Annotated in this window: 15 protein-coding genes; 5 read left to right on the top strand and 10 right to left on the bottom strand. The window is 51.1% G+C overall.

The features are described 5' to 3' along the window. Positions 1-128 precede the first annotated feature (128 nt). From ACJJI5_RS12250 to ACJJI5_RS12230, 5 genes are all read left to right on the top strand, one after another. Positions 129-647, top strand: coding sequence for a MerR family transcriptional regulator (locus ACJJI5_RS12250; RefSeq protein WP_445354159.1), 519 nt, complete (start codon positions 129-131; stop codon positions 645-647). 687 nt (positions 648-1,334) lie between these two features. After that, a complete protein-coding gene (locus ACJJI5_RS12245; protein WP_444939203.1) occupies positions 1,335-1,691 on the top strand; it encodes a helix-turn-helix transcriptional regulator in 357 nt (118 codons plus the stop codon). Further along, positions 1,685-2,983 carry a type II toxin-antitoxin system HipA family toxin gene (locus ACJJI5_RS12240; RefSeq protein WP_445354158.1) on the top strand — a complete coding sequence of 433 codons (1,299 nt, stop codon included), beginning with the start codon at positions 1,685-1,687 and terminating at the stop codon, positions 2,981-2,983. The genes ACJJI5_RS12245 and ACJJI5_RS12240 overlap by 7 nt, the downstream gene beginning before the upstream one ends. Positions 2,984-3,302: 319 nt before the next feature. Next, positions 3,303-3,914 carry a hypothetical protein gene (locus ACJJI5_RS12235; protein ID WP_445354157.1) on the top strand — a complete coding sequence of 204 codons (612 nt, stop codon included), beginning with the start codon at positions 3,303-3,305 and terminating at the stop codon, positions 3,912-3,914. 292 nt (positions 3,915-4,206) lie between these two features. Next, positions 4,207-4,890, top strand: coding sequence for a VOC family protein (locus tag ACJJI5_RS12230; RefSeq protein ID WP_445354156.1), 684 nt, complete (start codon positions 4,207-4,209; stop codon positions 4,888-4,890). Between the two features lie 89 nt (positions 4,891-4,979). Here the strand turns inward: ACJJI5_RS12230 and ACJJI5_RS12225 are convergent, their stop codons facing one another. The 10 genes from ACJJI5_RS12225 to ACJJI5_RS12180 all read right to left on the bottom strand — a co-directional run bounded on the left by ACJJI5_RS12225 (position 4,980) and on the right by ACJJI5_RS12180 (position 26,575). Then, complete coding sequence (locus ACJJI5_RS12225) at positions 4,980-7,124, bottom strand: TonB-dependent receptor (protein WP_444908239.1); 2,145 nt, start codon at positions 7,122-7,124, stop codon at positions 4,980-4,982. Between the two features lie 292 nt (positions 7,125-7,416). Next, positions 7,417-10,827, bottom strand: a complete 3,411-nt coding sequence (locus ACJJI5_RS12220; RefSeq protein ID WP_445354155.1) for an ABC transporter permease — start codon at positions 10,825-10,827, stop codon at positions 7,417-7,419. Then, positions 10,824-11,711 (bottom strand): ABC transporter ATP-binding protein, encoded by an 888-nt coding sequence (locus ACJJI5_RS12215; protein ID WP_445354154.1) that lies wholly within the window; start codon positions 11,709-11,711, stop codon positions 10,824-10,826. The genes ACJJI5_RS12220 and ACJJI5_RS12215 overlap by 4 nt, the downstream gene beginning before the upstream one ends. Before the next feature lie 76 nt (positions 11,712-11,787). After that, a complete protein-coding gene (locus ACJJI5_RS12210) occupies positions 11,788-12,894 on the bottom strand; it encodes a Gfo/Idh/MocA family oxidoreductase (RefSeq protein WP_444941690.1) in 1,107 nt (368 codons plus the stop codon). Continuing rightward, positions 12,884-15,175 carry a class I SAM-dependent methyltransferase gene (locus ACJJI5_RS12205; RefSeq protein ID WP_445354153.1) on the bottom strand — a complete coding sequence of 764 codons (2,292 nt, stop codon included), beginning with the start codon at positions 15,173-15,175 and terminating at the stop codon, positions 12,884-12,886. Before ACJJI5_RS12205 ends, ACJJI5_RS12210 begins: the two co-directional genes overlap by 11 nt. Before the next feature lie 9 nt (positions 15,176-15,184). Beyond that, on the bottom strand, positions 15,185-16,336 hold the full coding sequence (locus ACJJI5_RS12200; RefSeq protein WP_445354152.1) for a class I SAM-dependent methyltransferase: 1,152 nt from the start codon (positions 16,334-16,336) through the stop codon (positions 15,185-15,187). Continuing rightward, positions 16,333-17,433 carry a saccharopine dehydrogenase NADP-binding domain-containing protein gene (locus tag ACJJI5_RS12195; protein WP_445354151.1) on the bottom strand — a complete coding sequence of 367 codons (1,101 nt, stop codon included), beginning with the start codon at positions 17,431-17,433 and terminating at the stop codon, positions 16,333-16,335. The genes ACJJI5_RS12200 and ACJJI5_RS12195 overlap by 4 nt, the downstream gene beginning before the upstream one ends. Then, positions 17,430-19,184: an ABC transporter ATP-binding protein gene (locus ACJJI5_RS12190; RefSeq protein WP_445354150.1), complete on the bottom strand. Its 1,755-nt coding sequence runs from the start codon at positions 19,182-19,184 to the stop codon at positions 17,430-17,432. Before ACJJI5_RS12190 ends, ACJJI5_RS12195 begins: the two co-directional genes overlap by 4 nt. Next, entirely contained in the window at positions 19,181-20,989 is a 1,809-nt protein-coding gene (locus ACJJI5_RS12185) for an ABC transporter ATP-binding protein (RefSeq protein ID WP_445354149.1), read from the bottom strand. Before ACJJI5_RS12185 ends, ACJJI5_RS12190 begins: the two co-directional genes overlap by 4 nt. Further along, a complete protein-coding gene (locus ACJJI5_RS12180) occupies positions 20,990-26,575 on the bottom strand; it encodes a non-ribosomal peptide synthetase (protein WP_445354148.1) in 5,586 nt (1,861 codons plus the stop codon). It abuts the gene before it with no gap. Positions 26,576-26,597 lie beyond the last annotated feature (22 nt).

The raw sequence follows: 26,597 nt of genomic DNA, 5'->3' as shown, positions 1-26,597 counted from the left end.
GGGATACTACGGAGCCGTTCAAATCTCCTTTACACTTCCATAAGAGCAATTCAAGGTGTCGCCTTCCGACTTGACCTGTCTACAGGTTTAGGGTTCATCATCACCTGCTCTACCTTTCTGGAGCATTTATGCTAACTGTTACGGAACTGGCCAGGCACTGTGGTATAACCAGGGCAACGATTCTCTACTATGAACGGGAAGGAATACTTGCGCCCACACGGCGCTCAGATAACGGCTATCGCTGGTATGGAAAAAATGAGACTAGAAGGCTGGAAGCTATTGTTGCCTATCGTTCCTACGGCCTATCTCTGAACGATATAAAACGATTACTTGATGGCCAAAACACTTCATCTCAGTCTCGGATTCTGGAAAATCATTTCTATCAATTGGAGAGCGAAATCCACAAGCTTAAAGAACAACAGAGAGCGATCGTCGCCCTATTAAAGGAGCCAAGTTTGCTTAAAGATCAAATGGTCACTAAGAACCGATGGGTAGAAATAATGAGAGCGGCAGGGTTTGATGAAGCCTCTATGCTCGCTTGGCACCATAAGTTTGAGGAAATGGAACCTGAACAACACCAAAGGTTTCTTGAGTCTCTAGGTATGAAACCTGAAGAAATAAAAAGTACAAGAGGTTTTAAGGCCTAGAGAGCGTCAACAGCAGTTGATTTAAGGCATTGCCCCGTCGTTAATCTATGTACTTTCTCTTGCCGTCGCTCTGCTAGCTAATTATCAATATGTAAGCTTCATCGCCTCCCGAATCTAAAGAACTCCCAACCATACCTATAGATCAACTTTCAATTACTCGACAAACTATAGGTGAGCGTATACAAAAACCTTCCTCCTAACTTAAAGTTAACAGGGATAAATTTTGTAACGGTCAACTACTGTTGATTTACCCATAGAGCAATACAAGGAAACAAATTGTTTCTAGTTAATTTGCGAGCCAATGTTCATGGCAGTATCTAATGTAAATCTCCATAGAAACCCCTAAGTTGTTTCCATTTGGCAATGGCAAGAAACCTAATAACAGCAGTGGAGCCTATTCATCCCCGGGGAAAGTAGTCGCCCGCTGCCCGCTTATGGCATCAAATCTTATGTAGAACAGGTGTTTCTCTTATCGCCAGCAGAAGTTGGGTTTCCGGTATAGGCGAGCCTCCATCGATAATAGAATTAATACAGATTACAGCCTGAATAACACCTGTTAACGATAAAATTAAGCCTTGATAGCTGCATTTCCAACCATTAACACTTTTAACCTATACATACTATAATAGTTTAAAAAGCACCCGCTAATATGCTAAAACTTACTCAAAGGGTGGAAAGGCAACTATTATGGGATTTCACGGTCAGTCAGATAAGCAAATACTTGAGACGCTGGGCAACCGTCTAAAAAAGTACCGCTTACGAATGAACCTTACCCAGGATGACATGGCTGAGCGTGCAGGCCTATCCACCTCCACCATTAAAGGGCTGGAGGCTGGTCGTGGCAGGCTTGATAGCCTTGTTGCTGCGCTGAGAGTACTTCGCCAACTTGATTCATTGGATAACTTCTTACCTGAACTAGCAGTAAGTCCGATGCAAATTGCTACTCAAGGCAAACAGCGGCAGAGAGCCAGCCGAAGCTCACAAAATCAGCGCGATACCCTGCCCTTGAACAACAATAAAAAAAGGAGCAAGCCGGAATGGTAAACCAGACAAATGCCGCAACAGTTCACTTGTGGGGCGAATTGGTAGGCGCTGTCCACTGGGATGACAGTGGCTATGGTTCATTCGAGTATGCGCCAGAGTTCTTGCGTCGGGGGCTGGATATAGCTCCGATAACCATGCCCATTGAAGCTTCACATGAGCCATATACATTTCGCGGCCTCAGTCGGGAAACATTTAAAGGATTACCGGGACTCCTCGCCGATTGCCTGCCTGATAAATTCGGCAATGCGGTGATTGATGCCTGGCTCGCACGCCAAGGGCGAACTCCAGAGAGCTTCAACCCTATTGAGCGACTCTGTTACACCGGTACTCGTGGCATGGGAGCGCTTGAATTTCAACCGGCGGTGGACGGCACTTTCAAAGATTCTGTCGACCTGAACGTTGAAGAATTAGTCAAACTAGCTGCCGCAATTACCAATAGGCAGACGGATCTCAACACGCAATTTGGAAATAGTGATACTGAAAAATCAGGCTCCTTGCTGGACATATTGCGCGTAGGCACCAGTGCGGGAGGCGCTCGAGCAAAAGCAGTTATTGCCATGAATGATAAGGGGGATATTCGCTCTGGTCAGGTCCCCGCCCCTAAAGGCTATGACTACTGGCTTCTAAAATTTGACGGCGCGGGAGATCTTGAATTCAGGGCAAGTGATGGCTATGGGCGGGTTGAATACGCCTATTATCATATGGCTCGCGAAGCGGGTATCAACATGGCGGAATGCAGGCTACTGGAGGAAAATGGCCGAGCGCATTTTATGACGCGGCGCTTTGATCGGGTAAACGGGCAAAAGCTTCATATGCAGTCTCTATGTGGTATTGCGCACTTGGATTTCAACATGGCAGGCGCCCACTCCTATGAGCAAGTATTCAGTATAATGCGTGAACTATATCTGCCTAAAAATGAAGCCGTTCAGCAATATCGCCGTATGGTCTTCAACGTATTGGCCAGGAATCAAGATGATCATACAAAGAATATTGCATTTCTTATGGACCCAGCCGGAGAATGGTCTCTTTCACCAGCCTTTGACCTGACTTATGCCCACAATCCTGGCGGAGCTTGGACAAGTCAACACCAGATGAGTATTAACGGAAAGCGTGATCACTTCAATTTAGATGACTTAATAACTATAGGGGAATCCATCAGTATTAAGCGCCCAATGGAGATAATTGATCAGGTCGCAAGTGCGGTAGCAAATTGGGAGCAGTTCGCTGAAGCCTCCGGTGTCTCTGAAAGCTGGACTATTGAAATTGGTCAAAACCACCGCAAGCTAACTTGAATTATATCTATATGTCATTGACCTAGCCGCTACCCACTTCTTTTGGGGCCCCAAGGATGGGGCCAGGGTTCGATCCTAAATTTTACTGCTAAAACCTTCAGCCTTCCAACCATACTCCCACAGCGGCCCCAGTGTATCTTTTAACTGCAAAGATTCCTTGTCGAATAGAACGGAGGCACCGTACAACAGCTGATAGCCTATGAGATATCGAGTAGAGTGAAGTCAGGTCCAATCTAAAAAAACGACACTTCAATCGTCTTCATCTGGGAAATATCAGCTTTCATTCTATTTTGGCGATTAACGTATAAAAGAGCTGCTCATGATGAAACAGTCACTTCTATTCACAATAATTTTGATTGCCCTTGCTTTTATGGGAGCTAAAACGGCAACAGAAGAGGATGGTCATAACTCAATCAAGAATAGTGAGGGCATCATTTGTAATAATGAGTATGTTCTATGCACATCTGCCCCATGCATTCCAGATCCCAGTAATCCAGATTCAAATGCAATTTGCCGATGTGACGTTAATAAGGGGTTGAACTTCGGGTTTTCTGAATGTAAAAACCGGACTCCTGTGACTGACTCAAACGACGTCAAAAAAGCCTTATCGACATTTTCTTTCGCACAGGCTCCCACCAAGCCGGTACTTTCCTGCCCCGAAGGTAAACCGTGGACTGATTGCCTGGATCAACCCTGCATTGTCGACCCGATGAATCCACTCAAAGCCATATGCACATGCAAGATTGTACGGGATAAGTCTTTTGTAACTTTTGGAGGCGATTGTGTTTCCCTGAGTTGTGATACGGGTTACTGGTCTGGTGCAACGGCAGAGTCCTATGTGGGAGCAAGCAGACAACTTATGAAGGCATTTAGCTTAGATGAGGTTCCCGCCAAATATTGCGTGGGGATGAATCCTGAGGTTTCAGAGTGATTTCTGTTCGATTCAAGTCGCATCAAGCTTTTGTATTTTTTAGAAATAGATACCCGATTCGCAGTACAAACCGTTGCCCCCTACACTGTTTATTGGCCTATTCAGCCCCTGAAAGAATCACCAAGTAGATTTTATTATTTTCATAACTATTAAAATTGCGGCAAAAGTTAAATTAACCTTATCGTAATTTCTGGTATGGTTAAATCAACCACAAAAAAAGTTTAACCAACAACTGCCGCCTCAAAAATAAAAACCAAACAAACAACACTATTTTTAGACAAAAGGCACTCTTATGAAAACACGCTGTAGCCACGTTTTACTCTGGGTGAAGGATATTCATCAAGCTGCACAAGATTTCCGTCAGCTCGGTTTTTCCGTGGATTACGCCACAAAAGAAAAGAACGCCCAGCACGCCCATATTTGGTTTAGTGAAGGGGCTATTATTGAATTATTAACATCTCCATCCAATGCCCACTATTTCAAATGGCTTATTGATATCTTTGCCGGCCGAGGCGCGGGACGCAGGATGATACGTTGGTCACAAGAAGGAGAAGGTTTTTGTGATGTTGCCTTAGTCAGTGACGATTTCGATAATGATCTTTCGGCAATGAACCGTGAAGGGGTTCAAACCGGACGAGTAATTCCCTGGCAACGCACCAAGCCAAACGGAGAAAAAACCAGTTTCCGCTTTGTTTATCCTCGCTCTGAGCGACTGCCATTCTTAGTGAGTCCGTACAACCCACCTCAATACCCCCAAAAAACAAATCATAAAAATGGTGCTACTGGTCTGAGTAAAGTGCATATGGAAGTCAGTGAGCGGGACTGGAAATCTGTGCGACGTTTAACTGATCAAGATTCAGTATTTAATATCAAACCCGGTCCCACAACCAAAGTCACAGGCATAGAAGTTAGCGGGCTGAAAGAAAATTTAGACCCTACTCTATTACATGGAAGTAAAATCAACCCCGCAAATTAAACAAATTAATGGATCAATCTTGTAAAGAGATTGATCCATTAACCATCAAGCAATACAAAACAGCTATTAACTAAGCTGTCGTAACCTCATTACAGACGATAGAGTGCTCCAACTCCCGCACGACGCCCTTTTGACGGTGCCCCAATTCTTGCATCAGGAGCAAATATCGCATTGGTGTAGCCATATAGCTGATACTGCTCATCCAGCAGATTATCGGCAAACAAGTAGAGTTCCATCGAGTCAGTTTGCAAGGCTACACGTAAATCCACTTTACTATAAGCATCCAGGTTGAAGTGGTTTTGTGCATCTGCCGGGCGCTCATCCACGTGGCGAACAGTCAAATTGGTATTGAGAGCTGGTGCACTTAAACCCATAAAGTCTGGTAACGGCTGATAGTAGTTTAATGCCAAACTTGCACTCCAGCTGGGTACATCAGGTACTTCATTACCCGCCATAACATCACCACCGGAAACACCGTACACATCTTTGGTAATTTCCGTATCGAGGAGGCTCAAGCCTCCGGCAATACTGAATCTCTCAGTAATAAACCAATCGGCTTCAAACTCCGCTCCAAAGGTTTCCGTATCCGCATTCACCGCAGCCGATGAGTAGGAAGCGAAATCAAAGCCAAGCAAATGATCATCTTCCACAGAGTTAAAGAATATCGCACCGCTGATATTCAAGCTGTCTGACTCTCTCTTGAAACCAACTTCGATACTATCAACGGTTGCCGGCTTGTACGCCACGCTGTCAGCGGACTGTAACGCAAAGTCATTGAAGCCACCGGATTTATGGCCTCGTGCGGCCATTGTGTATAGGTTAGTGTACTCAGTCAGCGAGTAGCTGAGAGCCAATCGCCCAGTTGTATAATCATCATCCAAAGTTCTTTGATCTTGGGTGACATAAAAATTCCCATCCGTGCCATAGCTGGCGTACTCACCGGCGTAGTCCTTACTCTCTTGGGTGTAGCGCAGTCCAGCAGTAAATTTTATGGTTTCAGTTAAAGGAACCGTAGTCTCACCATAAATAGCCTGGCTATCAGTTTCATAATCCCGGTATTGGTTGGCGTAGGACACCAAATCAATCGAATCAAAGCTTCTTTCGCCATCTTGCAAGTTAAGCCCAACTACCCAGAAAGTAGATGCATCAGGCAGTGAGGAGAGGCGCAGATCCTGGCTGATAGTTTGTTCATCCTGGCTGTCGCCACGAAGATACTCCACAGGGAAATTAAAAACAGCGGCGGCTGTCTCCTGATCAAATCCGGTTAAGTAACTAAAATCTGTATTGACCAATGCGGTGGTTGAAGTCAATTGACTATTACCCAGTTGATGATTGATTTCCGTGGAAAAACGCTCAACTGTTTTCTCGTTATCGTCAAATGCCCCCAAGGTATGTTCACTGCTCGGATCATCGCCAAAAGGTTGCAACAACTGCAAGTTCAGGAAGCCGTCCTGGTGCTGCCTCTCTGCGATAAATAAAGCAGAGGTCTCCGGGCCCAAATCCCATAACAAGCTCCCCCGAAAAGCCAGGTCTTCAGGCTCGGTCATTGGCTCACCGTTAGTGGTATTTTCAACCCAATGATCCTCACTGGTATGACGCACTGCCAAGCGACCTCGGAGTGATTCAGAAAACGGGCCGCTGATTACAGTTTCATAAAGGCTCTGGTTATCTTCACCCAGCTCAATGCGCCCATAAGCTTCAAACTCCTCAGTTGGTTTCTGGGTGGTAATATTGACCGCTCCAGCTTCACTGTTACGACCAAACAAAGTACCTTGCGGACCTTTCAATATTTCCAGGCGTTCAATATCCAGGGTCCCGAGGGATACATTCCCTGCTGGCATAGATACCCCATCAATATTAACCACGACGGAGCCATCGTCTTTGTTTACCTGGTTGAGTGAACCAACACCACGGATGCGGATATTTGCATCCACCGCACCACTAGATGAGTAGACATCAACTCCAGGTGCACTGCGTAAAGCATCTTCAACGTTGAGATGCAGCCGGTTTTTTATCTCCTCTTCACCAATAACACTTAAACTGAAGGGAATATCCTTGGCTTTCTCTTTTGTATGCCGTGCAGTGACTTCAACAACTTCCATCGCGTTCTCAGAAGCACTCTCTTTATCTGCGTTTTCCGCAGCAGAATAGGCTCCAGAGGCGTACATTAAAGTTGCGGACAGCAATGAAATCTGTTTACTGAGTTCTTTTTTATCTCGGATTAAGCTGAGCATGAATTAATTTCCTTTCTACCTAGAGGGAGCCTCTAAATAACTCCGTAATGCCTCTGCGGGTCTTGAAGGCTGCAGATGTTAGGCGGAGCTCGCCACGAATGGCCGTAGCCCTTTGCAAGAGCTGCAACGCAGCAGATGTGGCCTTCAAGGCCCGCCCTTCGGGGCTTGCAGAGCGAATCACACTCTGCGTTACGACTTCTTGAAAGGTCTAGACATTCCTGCGAAGCCGCGCCTTGATTGTGAATCGCTCTGTAAGCCAGAGGCATCACGGAGTTATTCAGAGGCTCCATGATTAATCTTTATTCAAAACTTCAGAACTCTCAGCCAGTAAATTCTGTGCAGGGTCCCGCTGATAAGATGGCCAGATATCCAGCGCCAATACTTTTTCGGAAGGCAAGCGATCGATCAGTGCATTTCCATTGATGACCTTTGCATCCATCTCGTTGATATCGGCTAACAAACGGTAAGTGGCAGTTTCGGTAACCGGCTGCCACCCGCCTTTCTCCCAGCGCCAACGCTGCCCATCCAGGCGTATCTGGCCTGTTTCCAAATATTCGACCGTCAAAGCTGACGAGAGAGGAGCCCCGAGCATATTTTGTGTGCGTGTCACGCCCACATAGGCGTTTAACACACTCTCGATATTTTTCTGCTGCTGAATATCATCAAGTAATGCAGACAGGGATTCCGGGGTTTGATGAAGTGTCCAATCCAGTGCGGCGACCGGTGCGTAGTAGCGAGCCCAACCAGAAATCGGCGCTGTGCTTAAACGTTCAACAGGGATCTCGCTGCCAGCCAAATCTCTAGTCGTTTTGTCGGAGTAGCGAACCAGAACGTCATCGAGCACTTCGATACCGTCTATTTCTGCAACACACAACAGGCCTATCGCTCCCGATACGCCATCGCTTAACCATGCAGAACCAGCAATACGTCGTAAATCCGACTTGGCAACTAGATGCTGACGGGCCAAGGCACGGGCGATATCGACCCGCCGCAGCCAACGCCCTGTACCTTCATCGGCAATATCCCAATGAGGCCCCTCGGACAATTGCAGCAAATTACCGCTGGCCCGTGTCTCTCCAAGTCCTCTTGGCCATTGGGCAATCCGTTTAATTTCGATATCAGTACCCAGCCGCTGGCTCACGCAGGCCTGCATCTGCCCAACGTCTTTAGCAATGGCAGAAACCATATTTGAGCGATCGGAATCATGGGAAATATCAAACCCATCGAATACCGCTAGTTTCGTATTGGGTGCCCATTGAATGGAGAAATCCAAGGGGCCATGGGTACTGCCCTGCTCACTAAAGACACTTTTATTATCTCTTTGGATTTGGATCTGCCAGCGCCAGTCCCCCGATGGGGCCGCGCCCTCAAGGGTTGTGGCCAGTTGCGAAGTCGGCAGACTGAACTCAGGGTTCAAGCCCAGTGCTTCACGTTCCGCTGACACACGTAAGATACGCTCGGGGTCAACACCGATACGCGGAACAATATCGCTCGCTTGTAACCAGACTCCACTGGCAGTCAGCCCTGAGGGTTCTCCCTCTGCGGACCACCCCGGCGCCTTCATTTGCCACAACAGTTTGATATTACAACCCTGATCAGAGCAGCCTGATACTGGCAGCGACATATGGTCGTAACGTTGATCCGGTGTGACTTCACGCCCGCCCACTGAGGCCTTAACCAATACAAATCCGTGGGGTAATTCAAACTGCAAGCCCTGCCCTTCGACATGAACTTTATGCAATAACCACTCACCTTCTACTGTTTGGTTATCCGGGTTGATATTGATATTCAATTCACCACCGGACACCTCAAACCCACTCGCTTTCGGCAGCCAATAAGATTCCCAGAGGGCATCTTCTTGTTTGAGTTGCTCTGGTGATTGATACCCGCCCTGCACTACCAGCCTATCTCCCAATACAGAACCGAGACCGAGAAGAAATAAAGCGGAACAAGCCACCAGAGCGCCCTGAGGGGCCATAAGACGTGAACGTATCAGGGCAAAACCCTGAGACATGCGGCTATCCAGTCCACGGGGAATCAAAAGAGCAGACAGGCCGATCATCAATATGGCAAGCGCAACTTTAAATCCATCCAAGGCCAATAAATAACCGATCCAGGGTTCCCAACCACTGAGTGCTGACAGTTGAATATGAGCGGTGATACCCACTTCATAGGGCGGGTAATGCACCAGCTCCAGCTCATGATTGAGGACCAGAATAAAGGTCACAAACATTGACATGGAATAGGCAAAGCCCGCATGGCGGAACAGTGCATGCACCAAAAGCACCATCATCGACAACTCCAATAAAGGAGCTGTCACTATCAGCAATTGATAAGTGAACGCCTGTACGATATCGACAGATGCCGGAGAGGTGAGAAGCACAGCAATAATGCCCGATAGACCCGGCAACAGGGCCAACAGCACCGTCATGGCGAATACGGTAAGGGCAACGCCAAATAATCGTGTGTAGTCGGGCGCGGGGGTTGCAGACAGCATGTCGTCAAACCCAGGCACCTGATCCCTGCGGCACACCAAGCCAGTCAATGCGGCGATTACAAAAGCAATAACCAGGAAAATAACATCCTTGAGAAGCGGCAATAGCATTTCCAAGCGCGGTGCCATAGGCCCTTCAGCGTGCCAGATGATCTGGGTAAACGAGCTAGCCACCCCCATTATTACCAGGACCGCAACACCGACCCACCAAGCGCGACTACTCCATACGTGAAATAATCTCCAGCGGGCTTCCAGCATGAGTTGACGCAGAGAGCGGCCAACCGATGCGGTATCGGGCTTAGATGGAGAGAAATCTTTAACCTTGCGAGTGGCTGCCTTTTTAGCGGCCTTCGCCCGGGCAGGTTTGGCAGCCCCTTCCAGTACCAGTGTTTCCCTTCGCAAGTATTTCAGGCAAGCCGCCAAGGCAAGCAAAGGAACAAGACACCATAGAATTCGATTCAGTACCGAACCCAAAGTAAACGGCAATAGCGAAGTTGATTTTTGCAGAGGTGTCCAGGAAGTAACCTCCGTATAAACGAAAGTAAATAGCGAGGGGTCCATTACCGCAGCCAGCTGCGGATTAATATTGCCACCCCGAAGAACGATCACAGCAAACATCCACAACATCATTAAAGCCGCTGCGAGTCCAAAAGGACCGGCCAGGCTGCGGGTTCGCAGCGTAGCGACAAAATACAGAGCGCCAATACCGATGCTCGCGGGAATCTGTAACCAGATCCATGCAAATCCAAGGGCTTTCCAGGGCGCTGGGCCAATCGCTGTTTCGGGAAGCAAGCCCATCCACACCAATACCGGCGAGACCAAAAACCCTACCAGCGCAGATGCACTTAATATGGCTCCTATTACCGCAGCGCCAAGAAACCGCCCCCAAAGCATTACGCTCAGGGAATTCGGTGTTGTATAGATCACTTCATGCAGACTGGCTTTGCGGTCCCGCAAAATAGGCTGCGAGAAAACCCAGGCCCAGGCAAAAAACTGAAAGAACATACATCCCGCACCCATCAGGTAAATGAGTGACGGTGAGTTCCGGGGAATATCTGTGGCCCCCATTTTCTGCATATAGTCGGCATTGACCAAATTCAGAAGCAGGTAGATTACCAGCCCCCAGAAGGCCAAAGCCACGATGCCGCTGCTAAATCCGGCTCTTATCTCCAGCTTTGCCTCATGGGCAATAAGCGCCAGCTTGTTCATGCAGCCTCCCGCTGGTCTTTTACCTGCTCAATAGCCAGATGATAAATATCTTCCAGGCGAGGCGTGTGGGCAGTAAAACGAGAGTCTGCGGGTTTCTCGCCGTGTACAATTACCTGGGTACCATCGGGTCTGGCAATATTGTGCAGGGATGCGGGAAGTGATTCGCCGCGAGGAATCAGTGCTTGCCACATCTTGCCTATATGAGGGTCTGTTACCTCTGGGGCTGTGCCCTCAACAACAATACGCCCAGAAGCCAATATGGCCAGGCGCTGGCACAGGTTTTCGATATCTTCAACAATATGAGTAGAGAGCAATACAATGGCATCCGCTGCGACATCCGCCAAAACACAGTGAAAGCGATTGCGTTCAGCCGGGTCCAGGCCAGCGGTTGGCTCGTCAACGATGATCAGGCGCGGCTCGCCGATCAGTGCAATGGCAATACCAAAACGACGCAGCATACCGCCGGAATAGGTTGATACGGCTCGATCGGCTACATCGGCCAAATTGACCTGCTCCAATAGCCTATCCACTTCACGGCGCCTTGCGCTTGTTTCGGTGAAGCCTTTGAGCCAGGCAAAACGCTCCAGCAATGACCGCGCCGCAATTCCAGGATAGGCGCCGATATGTTGCGGCAAATAGCCCAGTTTACTGCGCATAAAGTCCGGGTTTGCAAGCACATCCACACCATCCAGCATGATCCGACCACTGTCCGGGGTTTGCAGGGTAGCCAAGGTACGCATCAAACTACTTTTCCCGGCACCATTAGGCCCAAGTAATCCGTACATGCCGGGGCCAACTTCCAAGTTAACGCCGTTTAACGCCTTCACCCCATTTTTATATGTCTTAAAGAGCCCTTCGATGATCAACCCTGATTGATTTTGCATCTCTCCTCCTAACCCCGTTTTATAAGTAAAAATTCCGTAATCACTTTTTTTGTGCTGTTCGTGTTTTCTTAAAACTCTAGTCGCAAGCCTGGCCGACAATATCCGCGAGTGCCTGAACTGATACCGGCTCCGGTTCCCCTGGCTGGATCAAAGTCGGCATACCGATTCGGGCCGTTAAATCACTCCACGCCATTGAGACACTCAATGCCCATTGACCACTTTGCTTGCGCTTCTCGGGTTGTGCGATATCAGTACAAAGGGAATGCAGAGCCTCAATAACCGCCTCCGGCCAAGTGAGGGCAAAAATATCGTGGTAACTACGCATTTCCGTATCGCCCAGGGTAACCATGCTGGGAACGGCCAGCCGCTCTGTACCCTCGCCCTTTAAAATAAGCCGGCCGGTTTGGTCCCTTGGCGAATGCAACCTGGGATTCCAGAGCACTGGGCCGTGAGTATCAGTCAAAGTCAAAACCCCAGCCTCGCCACCTATAGCAAGCCGATGTAATAGCAGGGAATGATTATCAGGGTCCTGTGGATGAACCTGATTCTGAATACGCAAAGTCATGGGCACACCACCAAAGGTAGCCGACAGACTTTGAAAAGGATGGCCCTCTGGTTGCACCGGCTCGCTAAAAGACCAGGGGCGAAGCCCGCCCACTGCACGACCAATAACATCCAATAGCGGATAGGCCATCTGGCTGTTGCAAATAGCATCGATCATTTCCAGGCGCTGGTGCCGACGCAAGTATTCTGCCGCAGCCAGGAACTGCCTGGTGGGGCGCAAATTGGGGTAGAGGGTGTTAACGGCATAGGCCGAATTCCCCTGCTTTGCAGCTAGCAGGTTGGCGGTAATTTCCTTGGTGTGGACCGGATGCTCCTGCAATACATGAATGCCTCGTTTAAGAAACGATTGTGCTATTTCAGAACCCTCGCCCCCGGTTGCACCAGAACGCACAACAACACACACAATATCGATATCATCGGGGACCTGCTCTGCCTCGGTATAGAGCGGTACTCCATATTGCTCGGCACAGCTCCTGGAATAATCGCTGCCACGAGCCAATAATCCAGAGAGTTCAAAATGTTCTCGGCCGGGTAATCTGGACGATGTCAGGGCTTCGAGATAAATACGACCAAAACCTGTCCCTGCAACGACAACCCGCTTGCGGTTATCAATTCCCATTTGACTCTCCCCGGTTTTCAGCCATGGACACGGCCCATTTCTCTAATTGGTCCTTATCTATCTGCCCCTCAAGAGTCAAAGGCAATTGGTCCAAAACTTCGATATAAATTTCTGACTTAAAGTGATCGAGATATTCGGCCAGGCAATCTGCTGACAGTCGCATTTGATGTTGCTTGGCTCTACAGGCAAAGAAGCGATGTCCCTGCCTGGATAGGGGGTGTTCAGATACAGGCAAATCCATAGCCAACTCTAATCCGGCAGCCTCCAGGGCATTGTGCCACTGGGAAAGTGACAGAAATGTTGCACCGGAATCCGTGCGCTCGTCGACGGCATCGACCAACATAAATGCCTGTGAAGCCATCACCCAGAACTCCTCACTGGTTGGCTCGGTCATAATGAACCAACCTCCCGGGCGCAATAACTCAGCCACTCTTCGCAGTGAGGCATCTGTGTTATGAGCGGCATTAAAAACACCACCGGCAATAACTACGTCGAAGCTATTGGGAGAAAATCCCTGGCTGCGCAACGGACGATCAATATCAAACAAACCACGGCGCAACCAGGGGCGTTGCTCCTGATCACCATGTTGTGCGAAAAAGCTGTCGAGAAAAGCCGCAGAGATATCCGTGAACTGGTAATCAAACTGAATATGACCACTGGCACCGTCCAACACGGGCAAGAGGGCCTGGGTTGTCGCGCCGGTGCCTGCACCAACCTCTAAAATTTTCAGGGGCTGTGGCTGCCCTTCCCGGTTATTTAAAATGGACTTCAATAGAGCACTGACTGCACGCTGTTGGTACCTGGCAGCGATACCCTCCCGGTAGAGCGCACTCGCCAACTCAGTGCTACCACGGGGGAACAGCAGGTGCACAGCCTGGACTTTGCCTCGAATCAAATCTGGCAATTGCTCCGCATTAGCGCGGGCGTAATCGATCGTTTTGCTTGCTCCAGAGAGTGCTCGCCAATCCTGTTCCAATTGACCCCAGGCCTGAGCAAGAGCGGTATCACTGTAGTTATCAGGATCAACCTCGACACGCCAGCTGTCACCGTCAGCACTAAGTAACTGTTGCTCCTGTAAAACCCTGATCCAACGTTTAATCAAGGCTCGGTGCTGTTGAGCAACCGGTGGGATTTCGAGTATCTCTGCCAAACTGTGTACTGAGTGCTGATCACAAAACAGTCCCAGGTGACTAAAGGCATTCAGCATAGATAGCAAAGCGGTAGCGTTAAGCTGTTCGGTAACCTTTACCGCATGTTCCAAGTCAATATGGGCAAATTCTGTATCCAGCTCGGTGTTGATCCCTTCAAATAACCCAGCCATATCGGGCATGCCAGGCTTGTCCTGTATCTTCTCCTGTACCTTAGCTTGTGCAAACACAGCCCAGCGGTCGCCCCCGGTTAGGGGCACAGTGGCAGAGTTGGCGACAGCGGGATGTTTCGCAACACTCTCGGTGATGGCCGCAAGTTTATGGGTCAACGCCTGCTCCGCCTTTGCAACAGGTTCTATATCTGTCTCGCTACAGACCCAACCAGCTATCTCACTGGCTAATACGCGCCGAGCATTCTGTAACAGGGGTTGTGCCAGTAATACTTCAGTTTCATAGAGCAGACATTGCAGATTTTTCAGGTTTGTCAGGGCAATTGCGGGATGTGCGACCAACCCCTTTAATAAAGTTGCCGGCAGTGTTACCCCGCTAAACCCCAAGCGCTCCAAAACGACCAGTGCTTTTGCGGGATTGATTTCAGGCGACTGCAAATAGACCGCAAGCCCACAACTCCATGCTGCAAAAATGGCAAATCGAGAAAATTTATTGAGATCGGAAAATACCCCTACACTGCCCTGAAGAACCCTTAGCGACTCTTGTTGGGATTTATACAGTGTGAAATATGCTTCAGCGGTGTCAGCCTCTATCAGCCCCTTGTCTGTTAACAATAGGGAAAGTTCTTCTAGATCAATTTTCAATAAATCTGGGGTTTGTACTTTAATTGCCAGGGGCTCACCCTCTGCATTAGTCGGGGCTTCATTTTCAAACCCGATCCCCAACTTTAGCGCCACCAAGTGCAAAAGCAGTCGAACTTCTTCTTTGCAACTATTGGCAGGTAATAGCAGTGCTTTACCTTGCAAAATATCCAGCTGCTCACTCAGGTTTTCTGCCACGAATTTTGTCCAGGCCAGTACCTGGTTACCACTCCACTCATGACCATCAAGGGATAATGCAGGCGCTTCTCCCAACTGCTCTAATCCACTTAAGATTTCCGCTGTTATTACTTCATTTTTCATTACAGCTCCTTAAACAGCTATCGCAAAAAATAGAGTTTGACCCGCGACCGATAATGGCGATGTCGATGCAGGTAAGAAACACTTAACCTCAAAGCCGGCCTTAACCAGTTCTTCCTGCCATGCTGTGCTGTCGATAAACACCTGGTCGGTTCCCCCTCTCCGGTCTTCGCTCCCCAGAAGAGGCTCCGATTTTGCGGGAGAAAGAAGAAACTGCATTGCCGTTAACATGGCATGGTTTTCCCGAGTGGATTCGCTAAACAACAGCCAGCCACCGGTGACCAGAGAACGACGAATACGCTGTAAGGTCTGGCCAATATGAGCGGCGTTGTGCAAAACATTGCCAGCCACAACAATGTCGGTGCTGGCTGCAGGGATTGACTGCGCAGTGAAATCCGCATTGATATCGAGCAGGCTGCAACGCAAACCGATGTGATTGCGGAATTTCTTCTGGGCAGCAGTGGTGAAAAGAGGCGATATATCCGTAAAACGATAATTAATCGGCCTGCCAGCCAGAGTATCTAAAATTGCAGCAGTGGTTAGACCCGCTCCACCGCCTAATTCGAGCACTCTTAACATAGGGCCGGGTTTAACAGCCTGTTTTACAATGCTTGCCGCCGCATAATTGAGATAAGTCGTAAACCAGTTGTTCTGGTAGGCGGCCAATGCGGTTAGTATTTCTCCATTCTCGAACAGCAGTTGATTAATGGAGACTTGATCCCGCACCAGTTCAGACAAATGCGTCAGGAGCTTTTGATGTGACTCGGCCATTTCAGGGGGGAATCCCAGCGCACCGTAGGCCTCCGGTAATTTATCTGCTCCGACTGCACTCTCAGGAATTTGCTCCCAGGAGTAGTTGCCATTACTGAGCCTCAAAAACTCTCGTTCAACCAAGGCCACCAGCCAGCGGCGAACCAGCCAGTGGTGTCGGCAGGCCGCACCTAGCGTATTAATAATTTCCTCACTGCCGCGCCCAACACTCTCTGGAGTCAGCGCTCCGCTGGAGGAAAATAACTCCATAATCGCCCGCAGGCTGATGAACTCAAGCCTCTGCATTGCAGCCGGCAGTTTTGCCAAACCACTGTCTGTAGCAAGCTCAGCGGGTAAAGCTGCCAGCCCAGCCTCATGGGCGGTATCGGCGGGTGGAGGTGTTAGGTTTTTCAAATGGCTCCCTCCTCAAGGCACACCATATCTTCAATACTTGTTTCCAGGGTGGTTAAAAAACTCAATGCCCCAATCTTCGACATGCGTTCCATCGCCAATGCCGGCGGCAATACTTGGGCGCAGTAATGACAACCCGGTGGGATTTCATCGCGAAGTACAGCCATAGTGGTGACTGCGGCTACCGCTGCTGTTAGATCTGCATTGCCAGTGCCCCGCAACGCAGTTGTGCGAGTGCGCTCTTGCTCGTTGTATTTACCGGTAAGTTGCAAAAGCATCAGCGCATAGGGATCGCGCCCCGCCAGATCCAGTTCACTGGCCCGACACAGGGCTGCACGCGCTTCATCGCGGCTAAAACCATGGGCAGTATTAAAGGCGGATAAAATATAAGAGCCGCTAACCGCGTTATACCAATCACCATCAGAGAGGGATAAATCCTGAGCTAGGCGCTCGCCCTCGCTATTTAAATACGGAAGCACAGTGGTAGATTCAGGAAAAAAGGGCAGCTCGACATCGGAACGGCGTTTCAATATTCCACTCACCCGGCGTCCATTGCGCCAGGCTGCCAAGGGTTTACTGTGCTGTTCATTGGCACCTTGCAAATAATCATCGGCGGCGACATCGGTAAATCGATCGCGCAAGCCGAAATAGCTGATCAGGCTCTCTACCTGTGAAAACTCCTGCTCTGCCAGCCAGCGTGGTAGCAGACTACTGAGCCCCGGCTGTAAGCCGGCTGATAAAACTGCGGTCAGTCCATGGCTCTGGTAATAGGATCCATCGAGTTGCTCATAGAGGGCTTCATCGCCAGCAACATCGATATAGGCTGCTCCCACTTGTGCCGCAACTTTGGCAACCCTGTCGCCAATTAAATGTGAAGGTCCTGCACAATTGATCAGAACCTCGCAGCCAGATACAAACTGATCCAGTGAGGCTGCATCCAGGTAGTCCACCGTCTGATAAGAAATTACCGAATCACTGGATAGCGGCTGTTTATGTGCGTTGCGACCACCGATACGCATAGCACCCAACTCGAGGGACTGTAAATAACCGGTAACCGCTGCACCCACATCGCCATAACCACCTAAAATCGCAATTGTCATAGGCTTACCTCCATATCGGACTCAACCAAACGCCAGCCAGTAGCTTGACTGCGCTGTTGCCAAAAATGTGCATACAGACCCTGCTGGGATAACAACTTGCGGTGATTGCCAACTTCAGCCACCGCACCTTCTTCAAGTACGATTATTTGATCCGCGTTCATAATGGTGGATAATTGATGGGCGATCACAATGACAGTGGACCCTTGTTTTAATTGCTGCAGGGAACTGTTCAGGTACTTTTCATTGCGCGGATCGAGTGCTGCTGTTGCTTCATCCAGCACAACAATAGGTGCAGCTTTTAATAGGGCACGGGCGATAGAAACCCGCTGGCGTTCGCCACCAGAAAGTGCAGCGCCCCCCTCACCTACCTGCGTCTGCCATCCCTGGGGCAAACGCTCGATAATCTCATCCACGCCAGCCAGTTTCGCCACACGTTCCAGTTCTTCCTGACTGGCTTCGGGACAGCTCAAGCGAATATTCGCTTCCAGGGTGTCGCTGAACAGATACACATCCTGCATAACGATAGAGATCTGCCGCATCAGGTCTTCTGTGCGCAGTTGCCGCACATCCACCCCGCCCACTTTTACCTGGCCCTGGTCGGTATCAAAAAAACGCAATAACAAACGGGTGATGGTGGTTTTACCCGAGCCTGATGCACCGACTATCGCTGTAGTGGTACCCGGAGAAACCCTAAAGGAAAGATCCTTTAATACCGGTTGCCCCGACTCGTAGCTAAAATTCACATTTGAAAATTCAACCAACCCACCCTGCTCGGTAAAAGGCTGAGATCTGGATGGCTCAGGTAGCGACTGCTCAAAAAAGATAGCGGCCAGTCTGTGCAAATCATTACCGGCCATGCGCAGCAGACCACTGCGCCCGGCGAGTTCCGCCAGAGGACCGGTAAATCGGGCCGCCAAAGCTAGCAAAGCCACCAATTCAATAGGGGGAAGTTGTTGATTGAGCGTGAGCCAAATACCCACGGCAATCACTGCGGCAAAGGCGAGTTGCACCATAAATCCACCGGCAAACAAACGGGGGAAGGTCTGCCGTAACATGGACCCAGCGGCTCTGCTTTGCCCGGCAATCGCCTCTTCCAGCGGGGGATAACCGCTGACATTTTTGCCAAAAGACCTGAGTACCGCTTGGTTGCGGGCATACTCCACCACCCGGCTACTGGCGCGAGCACCGGCAGCATCCACTTCTGTTTCCATGGCGCCTATCCACTGGGCGGACCAGCGATGGCCGATATAAATCAGGGGCACAAACAACAAAGCGGTCAGCCCCAAGCGCCAGTCAAACCACAACATCGCCACCCCCACGGTAAGCGGAGTGACAACGCCGCTGACAACAGGGGGTAGCAAATGTGCAAAGACATTGGTCACCATCAAGGTGCCCCCGGTTGCACTGCGAGATACACGACCCACTTTTTCGGAGTTAAACCAACCCAGAGGAAGTTGAGAGAGGTGTTCACCCAATCGATTGTGCAGGGTTTTCAATACCAGAATGGCCAGCGCAGCCCCTTTAATGGTTTGCTGGTAACGGGCAACGCAGGCGATCGCAACAACCGAGAACAGAGCGATCAACCAAAAGCCAACCGCCTGCATCTCAGAGGCCAACAGTGAGCTGAGCAGAGGCACCAGAAGTGTCACCGCGATTCCCTGCAAAACCCCATAGGCGAGAAGCCATACCGCATAAATGCCAACTTCAAGGCGATGCGCAGGTCCGAGAATGGCGAGCAAACTGCGAATCATGATGAGACCCCGCTAATAACCTGAGCCTCACCACTCATTGCTTTTTCACTCTGTTCGGCACTGTTGTACAAACACCATAATTCCGCGTAGTGCTTGCCCTCAGCCAACAATTGCCGGTGAGTTCCGCATTCAACCAAGCGGCCGCCGTCCAGGACCGCAATCTGGTCGACACCGGTGATGGTGTGCAGCTTATGGACGATCACCAGTACCGTGCGATTGCGCACCAGGCAGGATAATGCCTGCTGAATTTGCGCTTCGGATTCCGGATCTGCGTGGGCTGTGGCTTCATCCAAAATCAACACAGGGGCATCTGCTAAAAGCGTGCGCGCGATACTTAGGCGCTGCGCTTCTCCACCAGAAAAAAAGGCATCCTTGCCAATAACCGCCTGGTAACCTTGGGGGAAACTTAAAATATGTTCATGAATGCAGGCACTGCGCGCTGCATCCTCCAGCTCCTGGTCACTGGCATCCGGGCGCCCAAGGCGCAGGTTGTCTGCCACAGTGCCAGCCAACAGCTGGGTCTCCTGAAGTACAAAACCCACATGTCGATATAAATTGTCTGGAGCAATATCACGGACATCGACGTCCCCCAGAAGCACAGCACCTTGGGTCACGTCATAAAAACGGGGAACTAGTTTGGCCAGGGTGGATTTCCCGGCACCGGAACTCCCAACCAAAGCTGTGATCGAACCGGGGCGACAGCGCAAAGTAATATCGCTTAATACCGGCCGATCCTGGGTATAGGCAAAGCTGACCTGCTTAAAGAGCAGCCCTGCATCTTTGGGCTCTTTGGGTTCAGAAGTCACAGCCAAGGGCGCAACCTCCAATAGTTGGTCAATCCTGGCTGCGGCTGCTTTGGCTTTTTGTTGGGCGGTTAATCCCTGGCTCAAAGTCAGGATGGTCTGAGGAATCATTACCGCGATCAGTGTGGTTGCAAGAACATCGATTGGCTGAATGCCTGTATTCACTACCAACCAGGCGCCCCCTCCCAGACTCACCAACATGATGACCGGCACCGATAGGGCCAGAGAGGTGACTGCCTCCAGACGCACAAGCGGTGTAACCCAGCTTGTATAACGGCGACTAAAATCTTCCACGGCCTGTTGGTAATTCCTGTGGGCGCGACCGGTTTGAGAGAAAACCTTGACCACCGCAATACCGTGGACAAATTCAACAATCGCAGCACTGACCCGGCCAAAGTCCTTATCCAGCTGCTGCATTTTTTCCCCGAAACCACGCATCATCCAGGCGTAGGACACTAGGTAAATTGGCAGGGTAACTACCGCTAACAGGGCCAAGCGCCAGTCGAGCCAGAATAAATAGCCCAAGCCCGCCAGCGGCAGTGCAAACGCAGCGGCCAACTCCACCTGATGGTGCGCAACCATATGGTGGAGATCATCGAGATCATCTTGCACGGCCTTGCGGACCGCACCGGAAGTGTGCTCGCTGTACCAACCCAGAGGCACCTGCCCCAATTTCCGCACCAGGGCACGTCGCAGTTCCGCCTGCATACGCTGGTCGGCAATATGGGTTAACCACAAACCAATTACGGTGCAAATCCAGCCCATCGCCAGCCCGGCAACTATCGCGAATACAACGGGAATAATCGCCTCGGCAATATCACTGATATCGGGCGCAAGGAACAGGCGAGCCAACTCAACGATACCAATAAAAGGGATCAGCGAAGTGAGTGCACCACAGGCACCGAGCGCCACCCCCAGCCACACGAGGCCACGAAATGGACGCATCAGTTCCCGCAGGTTGGACTTTCGCAAGTTGGAATTTGGCAAAATGTGCTCAGCCATCTATTCGCCCGCTTTACCGCGCTGTAACGGTTTTGCCAAGTGCTCAACGACAGTGGCAACCTGCGGCGGCTCCATCACGCTGAAGTGATTGCCCGGCACATCGATTAATTCAAAATCACCCAGACAAACATCCTGCCAATAAGGCGCAGCCATATGGCCTACGCCGGCAGTGACACCGAAGGATTGCTCCTCCTGGCAGCGCAAGTAGGTCATATCGCCAATATAGGGAGGCAGGTCAAAACAGGCAGCGCGCATACTGTGTCGGCACACCCGGAAAAGCCCCGGTATCATCGCGGCTTCAACCGGCACACCCGCCTGGGCAGAGGCCATCTCGGTATAATCGGCAAGGCGCTGTTCCTGGGTGAGTTGAGAGCGCTGCCGCACGGCTTCCGCTACCGCTTTAAGCCCGGCATCACCATCGAGTTCTGCCATTGCACCGGCGGGAACACGACCGTTGTGTTTCTGCATTAAGGTCTCGATCGCGCGGGAAATATCTTCGCTCTCGATATGCTCACCAAATACCGCTTTTACCGGGTCGAGATTCAGGTTGGGGGCAAAAATCGCTTCAAAAGCCAACTCTTCATCGGTATCCACAAACATTGGGATACTGTCGATCAGGCTCAGGTCAATCACATCGACACCGCGCTCCAGCAGTCTGCGCGAAACTTCCGTCGCCAGCAGACCGCCCAAGCAATAGCCAATTAACTGGCAACGCTGATAGCCCTCGTCGATAATTCTCTGGGCGTAATCATCGGCGGTGCGCTCGATTAACTCTTTGGCATCAATGGACAGATACGCTTCTGTATCGGCGACGGCAATTCCAATGACCGGGCCCAGATCCTGGGCCGCAAGCGCTTTGCCCAGGTGCTGGAAGTAATCCAGGGTACCCAGGGCCGCATGGAACATAATCCGCACCGGCGCCTCTTCTTTGGATGCCCCTTTACCCTCGCCCTTACGGCTGAAAGGCACCATCAAGGAGTTGCTGCCCTCGCGGGTAGTTGCAACCAGGTTGTCGCTATCAGTGTCTGCGTGTTCCTCGGCAGCGGCATCCGGCTCGGCTCTCAGTGCTCTGGCCAATGCACCAACCGTCGGTCCATTGAGCATGTGGCGCAACAAGGCGTCGTAAGTAAACGATTTTGCCTCGGGAATCTCTTCCAACAAGCGCCCTGCAACCCGCGCCATAATCAGCGAGTCACCACCGAGATCGAAAAAGCTGTCCTGTCGGCCCACATTATCGAGGCCCAGTGCATTAGCCCAGAGTTTGCACAGAGCCGTTTCCAGAGGGTCCATCTGTTCTGAGTGCGCGGCCTCTTGTGCATCGCCAGTCGCAGGGCGCCAACCGGCGAGCATTTTGCGATCGACTTTGCCATTGGCGGTGAGCGGCAGCTGGTCGAGAACTTGTAAATGAGCGGGCACCATATGCGCGGGCAATCTATTCGCTAAAAAGTCCCGCAGCTTCCCGGCACTCAAATATTGCCGATCAATTTTCATCTGCGCGGCCAATAAGTTCATACCAAAAGCCGACAAAGGATGCTCATCTTCCGGCAGGCAGAGTACTTGGCCGGCACCATGGGCTTTTAACAGCGATTGCCATTTTTCGATAGACAGGAACTTGGTCGCACCACAAGCGCGATCATCGCCAGCCGGGTCCATCATAAAACCCTGGGTGAGTAAGATATGGGCGTGATCCACCGTTGGCTCAGTCAGGATTAACCAGCCTCTGGGCGCCAGCAATTCGACTGCACTGGCAATAGCCACGTCTGGATCTCGAGTACTGTTGAGCATCCCAGCACATAAAATGACATCTGCACTATTGGGCGCCAAACCCTGGGCGCGATAGTCTGTATTGAGATCCATTATTCCGAAGCGCACCCAAGGCCATTCTTTAAATTGGCGGCGAGCCTCAGTCAGGAAAAATGCGGTCATGTCGGTAAATAGATAGTCAACCTCATATCCATCCAACATGGGAATAACCGACGCACTGGTAGCCCCTGTGCCAGCACCCAACTCAAGAACCGTTAACCCTCTATCGCTCTGGGCGGCAATGCGGTTAATTAATGCGGCAACGGCGGCATTGTTATAGCGGGCAATGAGATCGTCCCGATAGAGGGACAAAGCCACCTGCTGGTCGCCCTGGGGGAACAACAATTCAAACGGGTTTTGTTGATTCGCTAGTAACTGGGGTAATAACTCGACATGATCCCGGTGATATTGCAGGAATTCCCGATCACAAAAACCGCTTTCAATTCCCTGTTCAACGCGCTTCCACGCTTCGTCAACAGCAGAGATGTCTACTGCTTGGGTACGCGTATATTTTCCCTCAGCAGCGGCGCTGATAGTGGATAAGCTGAGCAGCTTCGCATTAACGAGAAGGTCCAACCAACGACGCACCAGCCAGTGATGCTTTTCGTGGACTTCCGCTAGTGAAAGAATTTCTTCTGCACTGTATCCCTGCTCGCAATCTGTAAATGCCCCCAGGCCCATCAAGCCGTGAAGCATCGACAACAGGGCCGCTTGTTCAAGCGCCTGCACATAGTCGCCGACACTGACAGCTTCCGGCTCGCCCGCCTGGTAGTGCGCAAACTGACGCACTGAATTTACCAGCTCGGGATCGATAACCGCCGGCTCGGCATCATCCATCCGGCGACTTTCCACAAAGCCCAACAGATTTAAGTCCGCTCCCGAATCGCCCTCTTTCCTCTCAATCACCGCCGCTGCTGTTGATACTGCGGGGTGGGCCAATAATGCAGACTCCACTTCTCCCAGTTCGATACGGTGTCCACGAATTTTTACCTGTCCGTCTTCACGACCCAGGAATTCGAGTTCACCACCGGGCAAATAACGGCCCAAATCGCCGGTGCGGTAAAGGCGCTGACCGTCCACCGGATGAGAGAAGAATTTCTGTTCAGAGAGGGCCGCATCACCGAGGTAACCATCGGCTAACCCCAGGCCAGTAATCATCAGCTCACCCGCTACCCACACAGGGGCATCGCGCAACTGGCTATCCAGCACCCGGAAGCCCTGGTTCGTCAGCGGCACGCCATAGGGAATACTGCTCCAGGCGGGATCGACTCGCTCAATACGGTGGTAGTTGGACCAGATTGCAGCTTCTGTAGCCCCACCCATGCCGATCAGATTGAGTGCGGGCACATGGCGCCTGATATGTTCCGGTAAAGTAACCGGAATCCAATCCCCCGATAGCATTGCCAATCGCCATTCAGACAGCGGCCGAGGTTCTGTATCCAGATAGGTGGCCAGCATTTGCAACTGCGCGGGGACGGAGTTCCACAATGTCACCCGGTGCTCATCCATGACCTCCGCCCAATGTGAAGGGTCTGCACCGCGGGCCGGATCGGGCAATACCAAAATCGCACCGACTGCCAAGGGGCCAAAAATATCGTAGACCGACAAATCAAAACTGAGTTGGGCCAAACCCAAAATGTGATCGCCCGGGCCCACTTCGAAGCGGCGATTAATATCCAGCACCGTATTTAAAGCGGCCCGATGATTAATCATCACACCCTTGGGTTCGCCGGTAGAGCCGGAGGTGTAGATGACATAAGCCAGCTGCTCGGGGTCACCATTACTGGCTACCGGAATCTCAGTTTCAGGTGCCAGGGTATCTACACTGATCACCTGCACTTCTGATGGCCACTTATTTTGGCTGGCGAGGTCGCTGAGTGTCAGGACGTATTCCGCCTCTGCACTGAGCAACAGTTTATTGAGCCGTATTTCCGGTTGTGCCGCGTCCAGTGGCAAATAGATACCACCAGCCAGGAGCACACCGAGGGTCGCCGCTATTTGCTCCCGCCCTTTCGGCATTGCAATGGCCACGCGGCCGCCCAGCTGGAAACCTTCTTTGCTCAGCGATTTGGCGATACCCGCCGCTTTTTTTGCCAGGTCGCCATAACTTACACTGCCATTGCTATCAATGATGGCGGTAGCTTCTGGCGTTGCCGCAGCCTGGGCAAATACGCCCTGATGCAATAGCTCTGAAGGAACAGGCCCATCGGTTTGATTAACCTGATGCCTCTCCTGTTGCTGCCACTCGGGTAAAGAAACCGGAGATTTGCCAAGCCATTGCCCGTCGCCGCCAGCGGCGAGCTCATTCAACAAGCCGGTAAAGGCCGCGAACATATCCTCTACCAGGCCCGATGGAAAAACGCCCTGGCGCACGTCCCAGTTAATTTCCAGGCCATCGGCATCATCCCTTACCTGGCAATCCAGGGTGACTTGCGGTGTCTGGGTAATTCCTCTGCCGGACTTTCTACCGCTAGCGGGTTTTTCTGTATCTCCCAGGCCAATAGCACTGGTAAATACCACCGGCATCAATGCGGCCTCGGGTCCTCGCGCACGGGACATTTCCCGCAGTACTTCCACACCGGAGAACAAGCGGTGATCAATATCACTGAACAACTGTTCGCCAATGCCTGCCGCCCAATCGCGAAAGGTTTTTCCATTGGAATCACCAATCGCCAACACACTGACCGAAGTAAAATCACCAATCAGCTGGTTAACCTGAGGGTGTAAGGGCAGCCGATTCAATAAGGTAAGATTCAGGCTAAAGCATGGCTGGCGGCTCCACCGCTGCAATACCGCTCCGTAGGCAGCCAGCACGGCAACCGACGCGGTCAAGCCGGCAGTACTGGCTCGCTGCTTCAGTGTCTGCCAGTGCGCGGTGTCCAGGCGGTAGTGGTGGCGATTAAAACGTACAGATTCCGCTTCTGCAGCAGGCGGCAAAACCGGTAACTCAGGTGCGGGCGGCAATTGCTCAAGGCGATCCAACCAATAGCGACGATCATTTTGGTAGCCCTGGCTGTCCAATAAACTTCGTTCGGCCAGTAGGTAATCACGAAAATCAATTTCCATTGGCGGCAGGGCTGTACCGGGGTGAGACAGCAGGAGATCGAGCTCATTAAATAAAATTCCTGCACTGGCCCAGTCTGCGATCAGTGCATCCATAGAGAAATGCACTATATGGCCCTTATCTGTGCGGCTATGGCGCAGCTCGAACATGGGCCACTCACCAATGGGGTAGTTGCGGTGGCCCAGTTCATCTCTCACCGATTCCAAGGCAAGCTCCAGGGCGTCCTCGTCCAAACCGGTAAGGTCTTGGCTTTTCATTTCGTAGTGCGGCACTTGGGGGAGAACCCGCTGGTATCCCTCCTGCTCGATAACCGCCCGCAACATCGGGTGACGTTCAATGAGTTGGTTCCAGGCTTCCTGTAAACCTTTTGGATTTAATCCCGGGTACTCCAGCTCCAGGTAACCGTGACAAGCAACGCCGCCGTAGCCAAATGCATTTTGTCGACCCAACAGGTAGGCGGTCTGCACATCGCTTAAAGGGAATGGTTCATGCCGATTTTCCCTATCGGCCTCAACCACCACTCCCAGATCCTGGTCGTTGCCAGCGGCTGTTTGAGCAGCGCTCAGTATTTCGATAATTTGTAACTTGTGTTCCCGCAGCCTCTGCTTGTGCTGCTCCGACAGCAGGCCTTTGGCCGCGCGAAAGCGCAGTTGTTCAGACTCGGTCCAGAGTTCCACCCCAAGCCCTTGTAATTCGTCGATCAGTTCCATAGCCGTCATGGGGTTAAAACTCCGTCCAATC

The organism is Microbulbifer maximicatervae (SeqCode) (assembly GCF_052467955.1).
The sequence above is the reverse complement of the archived record's forward strand: the minus strand, read 5'-3'. Positions and strand labels throughout refer to the sequence as shown.

Excerpts from the sequence above, each read along its gene's own strand:
- ACJJI5_RS12250 (WP_445354159.1), top strand. The coding sequence starts at position 129 with ATGCTAACTGTTACGGAACTGGCCAGGCACTGTGGTATAACCAGGGCA.
- ACJJI5_RS12245 (WP_444939203.1), top strand. The coding sequence starts at position 1,335 with ATGGGATTTCACGGTCAGTCAGATAAGCAAATACTTGAGACGCTGGGC.
- ACJJI5_RS12240 (WP_445354158.1), top strand. The coding sequence starts at position 1,685 with ATGGTAAACCAGACAAATGCCGCAACAGTTCACTTGTGGGGCGAATTG.
- ACJJI5_RS12235 (WP_445354157.1), top strand. The coding sequence starts at position 3,303 with ATGATGAAACAGTCACTTCTATTCACAATAATTTTGATTGCCCTTGCT.
- ACJJI5_RS12230 (WP_445354156.1), top strand. The coding sequence starts at position 4,207 with ATGAAAACACGCTGTAGCCACGTTTTACTCTGGGTGAAGGATATTCAT.
- ACJJI5_RS12225 (WP_444908239.1), bottom strand. The coding sequence starts at position 7,124 with ATGCTCAGCTTAATCCGAGATAAAAAAGAACTCAGTAAACAGATTTCA.
- ACJJI5_RS12220 (WP_445354155.1), bottom strand. The coding sequence starts at position 10,827 with ATGAACAAGCTGGCGCTTATTGCCCATGAGGCAAAGCTGGAGATAAGA.
- ACJJI5_RS12215 (WP_445354154.1), bottom strand. The coding sequence starts at position 11,711 with ATGCAAAATCAATCAGGGTTGATCATCGAAGGGCTCTTTAAGACATAT.
- ACJJI5_RS12210 (WP_444941690.1), bottom strand. The coding sequence starts at position 12,894 with ATGGGAATTGATAACCGCAAGCGGGTTGTCGTTGCAGGGACAGGTTTT.
- ACJJI5_RS12205 (WP_445354153.1), bottom strand. The coding sequence starts at position 15,175 with ATGAAAAATGAAGTAATAACAGCGGAAATCTTAAGTGGATTAGAGCAG.
- ACJJI5_RS12195 (WP_445354151.1), bottom strand. The coding sequence starts at position 17,433 with ATGACAATTGCGATTTTAGGTGGTTATGGCGATGTGGGTGCAGCGGTT.
- ACJJI5_RS12190 (WP_445354150.1), bottom strand. The coding sequence starts at position 19,184 with ATGATTCGCAGTTTGCTCGCCATTCTCGGACCTGCGCATCGCCTTGAA.
- ACJJI5_RS12185 (WP_445354149.1), bottom strand. The coding sequence starts at position 20,989 with ATGGCTGAGCACATTTTGCCAAATTCCAACTTGCGAAAGTCCAACCTG.
- ACJJI5_RS12180 (WP_445354148.1), bottom strand. The coding sequence starts at position 26,575 with ATGACGGCTATGGAACTGATCGACGAATTACAAGGGCTTGGGGTGGAA.